Here is a 10,627-nt window from a genome sequence, read left to right as displayed (position 1 = left end):
CGACGGCGTAGGGATCAGCCTCAGGATCCTCCCCGGTAGGCGGCGACCCCTCGGTGTCCCTGGACTCCGGTGCCGGCTGGGGCGCCTGAGCCTCACCCGGTGGCGGAGCCGAAATGCCTCGCTCCGCCAGCCAGGTGGCGACGGCCTGCTGTTGGTCAGTACTCAAGGGCTAGAACTCCACCTCACCCGTGACAGGGTCGACGCCCGCCGGCAGGTCGACCTGCGGGCCGATGCCCATCCGCTCTTTGATCTTCTTCTCCAACTCGTTCGCCAAGTCGGGATTGTTTTTCAGGTAGGTGCGGGCATTCTCCCGGCCCTGGCCCAGCTGATCCGCGTCGTAGGTAAACCAAGCCCCGGCTTTGCGAACGATTCCGGTATCGACCCCGAGGTCGATAAGGCTGCCCTCGCGGCTGATTCCGAGCCCATAAAGAATGTCGAACTCCGCCTGCTTGAATGGCGGCGCCACTTTGTTTTTGACCACCTTGACTCGGGTCCGGTTGCCGACCATCTCCTGGCCGTCCTTCAGCGTTTCGATGCGGCGTACATCCAGCCGGATCGAGGAGTAGAACTTGAGTGCCCGACCACCGGTGGTCGTCTCCGGCGATCCGAACATCACGCCGATCTTCTCTCGGAGCTGGTTGATGAAGATCGCCGTGGTGCCGGAGTTGCTCAGCGCGCCGGCGATCTTGCGCAGCGCCTGGCTCATCAGCCGCGCCTGCAGACCGACGTGGTTGTCGCCCATCTCGCCCTCGATCTCGGCGCGCGGCACGAGCGCGGCCACCGAGTCGATGACGAGGATGTCGAGCGCGCCGGAGCGGATCAGCATGTCCGCGATCTCCAGCGCCTGCTCACCGGTGTCCGGCTGCGACACCAGCAGTCCGTCGGTGTCGACGCCCAGGTTCTTCGCGTACTCGGGGTCGAGCGCGTGCTCGGCGTCGATGAACGCCGCGATGCCACCGTTCTTCTGCGCGTTGGCCACCGCGTGCAGGGCGAGCGACGTCTTACCGGACGACTCAGGGCCGTAGATCTCCACGATCCGGCCGCGAGGAAGGCCGCCGATGCCCAGCGCGACGTCCAGCGCGATGGAGCCGGTCGGGATGATCTCGATCGGTGCGCGCCCCTCCTCGCCGAGGCGCATCACCGATCCCTTACCGAAGTTCTTGTCGATCTGCGCGAGGGCCAGTTCCAACGCCTTCGCGCGATCAGGGGCTGCTGCTGCCATTTGGGACCCACCTTGGTTGTTCTTCGACCGCTTTGCACTCACGCCGGCGACGCTAGCGGTAAGCACCGACAATTTCGGGCCCGAGGGACCGGCCTGTGGATAACTCACCCTGCTGTGGACAGGCACACTACCCGAACGGGTGTTCGATCTTGCGGCGACACGCCGCCACCTCTACCGCCGCTCGGGGGGCACCTCGAACGCGTCGCACACCGCACGCCAGATCTCCTTGGGCGCCAGGCCGGCCTCCAGGGCCTGGTCCACCGTGCGCCCGCCGAGGGAGCTGAACACGTGGTCGCGTGCCAGCATGTCGGCCCGTACCTCCCCGAACTCCTGGGCCATGAGATTGCGGAACACCGTGATACGCATCGATCACCAGCCTACGAGTCCGGCCGGGTCTGGAAGAATCCGGCCATGGTGAGCTTCGAACCGAGTGGGCTCGAGTCGGTGCTGTTGGAGATCGGCATCATCGGCGGTCTGGTCGCGGCGATCGTGGTCGGGGTGATCGCGCTGCGGAACCGACGGCGTTAGGTTCCCGGCTGGACGTGCTCGGCGAAGAAGTCGCCGAGGGTGTCCGGAGTGAAGTCGTCCGCCGCGCGTAGTTCCGTCCTCGACAGCCAGCCGACCAGCGGCCGGTCCTCGACGGTGAACACGAGGACGCCGGTGCCACCGGTCACACCCGCCCGCCAGCGGCCGTCCAGGCCGTTGCCCTTCCACTCGGCCTCGACGTGGTCGCCATCGGTCATGTCGGACAGCTCGGTGCCGACGAGCTTCTCCGCGTCCCGCACCGACGCCACGTGGGCGTAGCTGACCATGTAGCTGTCCTCGAGCGTGCACGTGACGTCCGCGTTGGTGTCCTGCTCGGCGGGCTCGCAGTCACCGCTGTCGGCCACCGTGCCGGCAAGCTGGCGCAGGCACGCGGTGAAGCCGTCGCTGTCGGTCTCACCCTTCTGCTGACAGCTCTCCGCGGTCGGCAGGTCGCTGCCGGGCCGCAGGAGGAACACGGCGCCGACGGCGAGGATCGCGAGGGCGACGACCGCCGCGACACCCAGCACGACCTTGCGGCGGCCGGGGTTCGGCTGTGCGACGGGCGGGGCCTGCGCCGGGAACCCGGCGCTCGGCGGCCCGAGCACCGGGGGTGACATGACGGGAACCGGGCCGGAGCGCGGCGGCACCGGGCCGGGAAGAGCGTGCGGCCCAACGGGGCCCGACTGCCGGAACCCGCCGGTCGGCGGTGCCTGCGTCGGGCCGATGGCGGACGTCCGCAGGCTGACGCCCTCGGGCGTGATGTGGTGCGCGCCGAGCGCGACGGCCGTCTCCGGCTGGTCCAGACTGGACGGGACCACCTTCAGCTGCTCGGCGATCAGCGTCGCGATCAGCGGGATGCGGCTGGAGCCGCCGACCAGGTAGATGCCGACGAGCCGGTCGGGGGTCATACCGGTGGACCGGATCGTCGCGGCGAGGAGCTCGACGCTGCGCAGCAGGCTCGGCCGGATCAGCGCCTCCAGCTCGACCCGGGTGACGAGGACGTCCTCGAACGGCTCCGGCAGCGGCACCTCGGTCTGCGGGTGCCGGGAAAGGGCTTCCTTGGCGGCCTTGACGTCCTCGGCCATGGCGCGGCGCGCACGGCGGTCCGCGGTGGACTCGGGACGCAGGATGCGCTGCCAGCGGCTGGGATCGCGGATGGACACCTGTCGGCCGACGTGCTCCAGCAGCGCCTGGTCGACGTCCATCCCGCCGAGGTCGGGCAGGCCTGCTTCCGCCAGCACGGTGTACCCGGCCTGGCTGGCCGCCACGATCGCGACGTCGAACGTGCCGGCGCCCAGGTCGTAGACGGCGAGGGCATGGCCAGGCGCGAGTTGTTGGCCGAGGGAGGCGAAGTGCGCGGCAGCGGCCACCGGCTCGGGCACCAGCACGAGGTTGTTGCCCATGCCGGCGAGCCGCGCGGCGGCCAGGAGCACGTTGCGACGCACCGGCCCCCACTGCGCGGGGTGAGTGAGGCGCACCTCGTCGGGCTTGGCGCCGCCCAGCTGCCGGGAGGTCTCCTCGGCGACCCGACGCAGCACGGCCGAGAGCGCCTCGGTGACCGGCACGACGACGTCACCGAGCAGCAGCGTGCCCTCGTCGATGCGCCGCTTGGGGTTGGGCTCGAACCGTGCCGGGTCCAGCCGCGCCCGCCGCTCGGCGTCCCGGCCGACCACGAGGTTCCCGTCATCGGCCGCGAACAGCGCGGACGGCATCGTGGCGGACCCGTCCACCTCGACCACCCGTGGCGGCCTGCCGTACGCGGACAGCACGGCAACCGTGTTGGACGTACCGAGGTCAACCGACAGGACGGCCACGACTCTCCCCTCGCGATGGCTGGTCAGGGAGATGCTGCCATGCGCGACCCAACCGCGAGCGAGGCCATGTCCCTGAGCGGGCGGGTTAAGGCCCGCTCAGCGCCGATCGGAGCGCGGCCATGTCCCTGAGCGGGCCGCCGGCGTCTGGACTGACGAGCACGGAGATCCCCTGCGCGACGAAGGAGCCCAGGGGATCTCCGCGCGCAGGAGGGAAGACGCCGGGAACAGGCCCGCGAACGCCGAGCGGAGCGAGGCCATGTCACAGTCACGCGCCGCCGTCGCCACCTGGCTTCACATGCTGGTCGAAGTAGTCGACAAGGTCGTTGATGTCGCCGGAGGTGCTGCTGACGTCGAAGTTCATGAGCACGCCGATCACCGGGGAGTCGGCGACGCCGAACGCCACGACGCCGCTGCCACCGGCGATCCCGATCGCGGTGTAGGAACCCGACAGGCCCGCGCCTTCCCAGTCACCGGTCTTCGGGTCGCCGGTGCCCTGGCCCTCCATCTGGCTGACGAGGGTGTCGACGGCCGTCTTCGCCTGGTCGGCGTCGGCGAACTGCATGTAGATGACGGAGTGGGAGCTGTCGATGGTGCACGTGGCGGCCGTGGCGCCCGGCGTGTCGACCTCGCCCGCGCCGACCGCGCTCGCGCCCGAGGAGCAGTCGTTGTTCTCCGCGACCGCGCCAGCGACCTTGCGCATGCACTCGCTCATGCCGTTGTCGTCGGCGGTGCTGTCGGTGCAGTCCTCGGCGGCCACACCACCGCCACCGCCGGAGCCGCCGGACGTGGCGATGACGATGCTGACCACGGCGATCACCACGACCGCGACGACGGCCGTCGCGATGTACCAGGCCTTGTTCGACGAACCGCCGCTCGGCTGGTGCTGGGCTTGGAACGGCGGTGGTGGCCCTGGCTGCGCGGTCATCGCCGGCACGGGCGTCGGCGTGCTCGGTGGGCCCTGCACCCGCTGCGGGCCGCTGGCGGGGAACGGGTTCTGCACCGGTGTGGGCTGGCTAGGCGGCGGCTTCGGCGGTCCCTGCGCGAACCCGCCGGTCCGCGGCGCCACCACCTGCCTGGTGCGCTGCACGTCCTCGATCGTGTTGCTGATGTCGCTGGTGCGCAGCGTGATGCCTTCCTGCGGCACGTGGTGCGCGCCGAGGGCGACGGCCGTCTCCGGCTGGTCCAGGCTGGTCGGCACGACCCGCATCTGCTCGGCGATCAGCGTCGCGATCAGCGGGATACGGCTGGAGCCGCCGACCAGATAGATGCCGACGAGCCGCTCCGGGGTCATGCCGGTGGACCGGATGGTGCCGGCCAGCAGCTCGACACTGCGCAGCAGACCGGGCCGGATCAGCGCCTCCAGCTCGACCCGGGTGACCAGCACGTCGTCGAACGGCTCCGGCAGCGGCACCTCGGTCTGCGGGTGCCGCGACAGCGACTCCTTGCCCGCCTTCACGTCCTCGCGCAGTGCGCGCTGGGCACGCCGGTCCCCCGTCGACACCGGGCGCAGCAGGCTCTGCCAGCGGCTCGGGTCCCGGACCGACACCTGCCGGCCGACGTGCTCGAGCAGCGCCTGGTCCACGTCCAACCCGCCGAGGTCGGGTAGGCCGGCCTCGGCGAGCACCACGAACCCGTTCTGGGTGGCGCCCACGATGGCGACGTCGAAGGTGCCGGCGCCGAGGTCGTAGACAGCGAGCGCCTGGCCCGGGGTAAGGCTTTGCCCGGGGAAGGACGCGAAGTGCGCGGCCGCGGCCACCGGCTCGGGCACCAGGACCAGGTTCGAACCGGCGCCCGACTGCCGCGCCGCGGACAGCAGCACGTTGCGCCGCACCGGCCCCCACTGCGCGGGGTGGGTCAGCCGCACCTCGTCGGGCTTCTTGCCGCCGAGCTGGCGCGACGTCTCGTCGACCACGCGTCGCAGCACGCCGGCGAGCGCGTCGGTCACCGGCACCACCTGGTCGCCGAGCAGCAACGTGCCCTCGTCGACGCGGCGCTTGGGGTTGGGCTCGAAACGGGCTGGGTCGAGGCGTGCGCGGCGCTCGGCGTCCCGGCCGACGACGAGGGTCCCGTCCTCCGCGGCGAACACGGCGGACGGCATCATCGAGGACCCGTCCACGTCCACCACCCGTGGCGGCCTGCCATGCGCGGACAGCACGGCGACCGTGTTGGACGTGCCGAGATCCACCGACAGGACGTTCACGACTCTCCCTCGTCGTCTTGTGACACGAGATGCTGCCAGAACGCCCCGACACCGTGGGACGGGTCCCGAAGATCTGTCGCGCTCGCCTTCCGCGCGCGACACGACGAAACCGCCCCCGACCTGCGAAGACGAAAATTGTCGGTGCCCGGGTTCATCATGGGTCTCGTGAGTTCCGACGTGCTCGACCTGTTCTCGCCGGCAACCAGGCAGTGGTTCGCCGGCGCATTCGCCATGCCAACCGAAGCCCAGGCTGGCGCGTGGCGAGCGGCGGCGGCCGGCGAGCACGCGTTGGTCGTGGCCCCAACGGGCTCCGGCAAGACCCTCGCCGCGTTCCTGTGGGCGCTCGACCGGCTGGCCACGCAGCCGAAACCGACCGAGCGCACCGAACGGTGCCGCGTGCTCTACGTGTCCCCGCTGAAGGCCCTGGCTGTCGACGTGCAGCGCAACCTGCGGGCGCCACTCGCCGGCATCAGCCAGGCCGCGCGCCGGCTCGGCGACGCGGATCCCGGGATCACGGTAGGCATGCGGACGGGGGACACCCCGGCCGAGGAGCGCCGGTCGTTCCAGCGCACCCCACCAGACGTGCTGGTCACCACGCCGGAGTCACTGTTCCTGCTGCTGACCTCGGCGGCACGGGAGTCGCTGCGTGGGGTGGAGACGGTGATCGTCGACGAGGTGCACGCGGTCGCCGGCACCAAGCGCGGCGCGCACCTCGCCGTGTCGCTCGAACGGCTCGACGCGCTGCTCCCCCGCCCGGCACAGCGGATCGGGCTTTCCGCGACGGTAAGGCCGATCGACGAGGTCAGCTCGTTCCTCGCCGGCGGGCGACCGGTGCGGGTGGTCGCCCCCAAGATCGGCAAGACCATCGAGATGACCGTCGTGGTGCCGGTCGAGGACATGACGGAGCTGGACGGGCCGCCGCCGATCGAAGGCCCGGTGACCCCGGACCCGGACCTCGACCTGCCGTTGCCGCAGCTGCCCGCCCCGGACGCCCCTCGGAAGCCGTCGATCTGGCCCGCCGTGGAGGAAAGGGTGCTGGAGCTGGTCAACCAGCACCGGTCCACCATCGTGTTCGCCAACTCGCGGCGGCTGGCCGAGCGCCTGACGTCCCGGCTCAACGAGCTGGCGGCGGAACGCCCCGTCTACCCGGCGGATGTCGGGCGCTTTCCCGCGGAGGCCATCGCGGAGTCCGGTTGGGCGGCCGGGGTCGCGACGCCGACGGTCGCCAGGGCGCACCACGGCTCGATGTCCCGTGAGCAGCGCACCTCGGTCGAGGAGGCGCTCAAGTCGGGGCAGCTGCCCTGTGTGGTGGCGACGTCGTCGCTGGAGCTGGGCATCGACATGGGTGCGGTCGACCTCGTCATCCAGATCGAGGCGCCGCCGTCGGTCGCGTCCGGCATGCAGCGGATCGGCCGGGCCGGACACCAGGTCGGTGCTGTGTCGCGTGGCGTGATGTTCCCAAAGTTCCGTGGCGACCTCGTGTCGTGTGCGGTGGTCGCCGAACGGATGGCCGAAGGCGCCATCGAGGCCATGCGCTACCCGCGCAACCCGCTGGACGTGCTGGCGCAGCACATCGTGGCGATGGTGGCGCTGGAGCCGTGGTCGGTGACCGACATGGCGGCGCTGGTGCGGCGGGCGGCACCGTTCGCGGCACTGCCGGAGTCGGCACTGCAGTCGGTTCTCGACATGCTGGCGGGGCGGTACCCGTCGGAGGAGTTCGGGGAGCTTCGGCCGAGGATCACGTGGGACCGCGTCAACGGGGAGCTGCGCGGGCGGCCGGGTGCGCAGCGGCTCGCGGTCACCTCCGGCGGCACGATCCCCGACCGCGGCCTGTTCACGGTGATGACGCCGGCCTCCGACAGCGGCTCCGGGTCGCGGGTCGGCGAATTGGACGAGGAGATGGTCTACGAGTCGCGGGTGGGCGACACGTTCCTGCTGGGCACCTCGGCGTGGCGGATCGAGGACATCACGGCCGACCGGGTGATCGCGGTGCCGGCGCCGGGTGAGCCGGCGCGGATGCCGTTCTGGAAGGGCGACGCGCCCGGCCGGCCGCTCGAGCTGGGCCGCGCGCTGGGCAAGTTCCTGCGCGAGATGTCGAGCATGCCGGAGGAGGCCGCGCTGGCCAGGGCCGGTTCCGCCGGGCTGGACACGTTCGCCGCCGGCAACCTGCTCGCGTACCTGAGCGAGCAGAAGCAGGCGACGCGGCACGTGCCCGACGACCGCACGCTGTTGATCGAGCGGTACCGCGACGAGCTGGGTGACTGGCGGATGGTGGTGCACTCGCCGTTCGGCGCGCAGGTCAACGCGCCGTGGGCGCTCGCCATTGGCGCACGGCTGCGGGAGCGGCGTGGGATCGAGGCGAGGGTCGCGCACTCCGACGACGGCATCGTGATCCAGCTGCCGGACACTGTGGACGACGACGGCGCGGAGGTGGTGGCCGGCTCGGAGGACGTGCTGCTCGAACCGGACGAGATCGAACAGATCGTGGTGGCCGAGGTGGGCGGCTCCGCGTTGTTCGCCTCCCGGTTCCGTGAGTGCGCGGCACGGTCGCTTCTGCTGCCGCGACGCGACCCGCGCAAGCGGACCCCGTTGTGGCGGCAGCGACAGCGGTCGGCGCAGCTGCTGTCGGTGGCGGCGAAGTACGAGCAGTTCCCGGTGGTGCTGGAGGCCATGCGGGAATGCCTGCAGGACGTGTACGACCTCGGTGGGCTGCGGACGCTGATGTCCGAGGTGCGGTCGCGGAAGATGCGGGTCGTCGAGGTGGAGACGCCGTCCGCCTCGCCGTTCGCTCGGGCGTTGATGTTCGGCTACACCGGCATGTTCATCTACGACGCGGACGTACCGCTCGCGGAGCGGCGGGCGGCGGCACTGTCGCTGGACTCGTCGCTGCTGGCCGAGTTGCTGGGGTCGGAGGCGATCCGGGAGCTGCTCGACCCGGAGGTGCTGGTCGAGGTCGAGCACTCGCTGCAGCGGCTCGACCCGTCACGGCACGCCCGGCACGCCGAGGACGCCGCCGACCTGCTGCGATTCTTGGGTGACCTGTCGCCGGCGGAGGCCGCGTTGCGGGGCGTCGAACCCGGCTGGCTCGACGACCTGGAACGGCAACGGCGGGTCATCCGGGTGCGCATCGCGGGCGAGGAACGGTACGTGATCATCGAGGACGCGGGCCGGATGCGGGACGCGCTGGGCGTGGCGTTACCCGTCGGTGTGCCGGAGGCCTTCACCGAGCCGGTCGGCGACCCACTGGGCGACCTGCTGTCCCGGTACGCCAGGACACACGGACCCTTCCCGGCGCACGACGTGGCGGCCAGGTTCGGGTTGGGCGTCGCGGTGGTCACCGGTGTGCTGGACCGCATGGTCGGCATGAGCAGGCTCGTCCGAGGCGAGTTGCGGCCGGGCGGCACGCACGTCGAGTACTGCGACGCCGACGTGCTGCGCCGGCTCCGGCGTGCGTCGCTGGCGAAACTGCGCTCCGAGGTCGAGCCGGTCGAGCCCGCGGCACTGGGCCGGTTCCTGCCGGTGTGGCACGGGGTCGGCAGACGGCTGCGCGCGGGTCCGACCGCGGACGACGTGCTGTCCGTGGTGGAGCAACTGGCCGGCGCGCCACTGCCGGCGAGCGGGTTCGAGTCGCTGATCATGCCGTCGCGGCTACCCGGCTACGCCCCCGCGCTGCTGGACGAGCTGACCACGGCCGGCGAGGTCACGTGGTGCGGCACGGGCGCACTCGCGGGCGGCGACGGCTGGATCGCCGTGGCACCAACGGATGTGGCCGACCTGCTGTTGCCCGAGGTGGAGGAGGCTGTGCCGGACACCCCGCTGCACGGGGCCGTGCTGTCCGCGATGGACGGTGGCGCGCTGTTCTTCCGCCAGCTCGCGGACCGAGCGGCGGCGATACTGCTCGACGGCGGCGCGGAGGCGCCGCCGGACGCGGATGTCGTCGCGGCGCTGTGGGACCTGGTGTGGTCGGGGCTGGTCACCAACGACACGATCGGGCCACTGCGCGCGGTGGTGTCCGGGCGGGGCGCGGCACACAAACCACGCAGTTCGACACCGAGGGGCCGGTACGCGCGGCTGCGAAGTGCCCGCCCAACCATGCCGAGCCGGACAGGCCCTCCGACGGTCGCGGGCCGCTGGTCGCTCGTGGTCCCACGGGAACAGGACCCGACGCGACGCGCACATGCCCGCGCGGAGGCGTTCCTGGAACGACACGGCGTGCTGACCAGGGGCGCCCTCGACACCGAACGGGTGACCGGCGGTTTCAGTGGCGTGTACAAGGTGTTGCGGGCCATGGAGGAGTCCGGCCAGATCGTCCGTGGCTACGTCGTGGAGGGGCTCGGCGCGTCCCAGTTCGCGGCACGCGGCGCGGTGGACCGGCTCCGCGCACTGTCCCGTTCGGACAACACGCCGGCGACGGACACGAAGGCGACGGTCCTGGCGGCCGCCGATCCGGCACAGCCCTACGGCGCGGCCTTACCGTGGCCGGATCCGGCGGGCGAGGGAAAGCACCGCCCAGCAAGAAAAGCAGGCGCACTCGCGGTGCTTGTGGACGGTGTGCCGGCACTGTACGTGGAACGCGGCGGCCGGTCCCTGCTGTCGTTCACGGAGGACGCGACCACGCTGCGCAGTGCGGCGGAAGGACTGTCGAGGGCAGTCAAGGAGGGCTGGCTGGGACAACTGGCGGTACAGCGAGCAGACGGTGAGGTGGCACTGACCTCCGGCCTGGCAGAAGTGCTGCGGGAAGCAGGTTTCCGCGCCACACCAAAAGGTTTACGCCTCCGCTCCTGATCCGCCCAGTCGGGAAATGTCCCCTACAGCGAGCGATCCATGATCGCGGGTCGGGAGCCAGGCACACCGGGGGTTGCGGTG

General features: G+C 71.3%; 5 protein-coding genes. 1 reads left to right on the top strand and 4 read right to left on the bottom strand.

The genetic code is table 11. From position 1 onward, the window contains the following. Positions 1-169: 169 nt before the first annotated feature. The 4 genes from recA to VF106_RS03085 form a co-directional block, all read right to left on the bottom strand. Positions 170-1,222 carry a recombinase RecA gene (recA, locus tag VF106_RS03100; RefSeq protein ID WP_330837999.1) on the bottom strand — a complete coding sequence of 351 codons (1,053 nt, stop codon included), beginning with the start codon at positions 1,220-1,222 and terminating at the stop codon, positions 170-172. 171 nt (positions 1,223-1,393) lie between these two features. Then, entirely contained in the window at positions 1,394-1,588 is a 195-nt protein-coding gene (locus VF106_RS03095) for a DUF3046 domain-containing protein (RefSeq protein ID WP_330837998.1), read from the bottom strand. A gap of 158 nt (positions 1,589-1,746) precedes the next feature. Next, on the bottom strand, positions 1,747-3,561 hold the full coding sequence (locus tag VF106_RS03090; RefSeq protein WP_330837997.1) for an Hsp70 family protein: 1,815 nt from the start codon (positions 3,559-3,561) through the stop codon (positions 1,747-1,749). 265 nt (positions 3,562-3,826) lie between these two features. Continuing rightward, positions 3,827-5,761, bottom strand: coding sequence for an Hsp70 family protein (locus VF106_RS03085; protein WP_330837996.1), 1,935 nt, complete (start codon positions 5,759-5,761; stop codon positions 3,827-3,829). Positions 5,762-5,917: 156 nt separating this feature from the next. Here VF106_RS03085 and VF106_RS03080 point away from each other — a divergent pair, with 156 nt between their 5' ends. Next, positions 5,918-10,546, top strand: coding sequence for an ATP-dependent helicase (locus VF106_RS03080; protein ID WP_330837995.1), 4,629 nt, complete (start codon positions 5,918-5,920; stop codon positions 10,544-10,546). Positions 10,547-10,627: the final 81 nt, after the last annotated feature.

It is taken from the genome of Actinophytocola sp., assembly GCF_036378875.1.
GTDB lineage: Bacteria > Actinomycetota > Actinomycetes > Mycobacteriales > Pseudonocardiaceae > Actinophytocola.
This window is presented reverse-complemented; position numbering and strand designations above follow the sequence as displayed.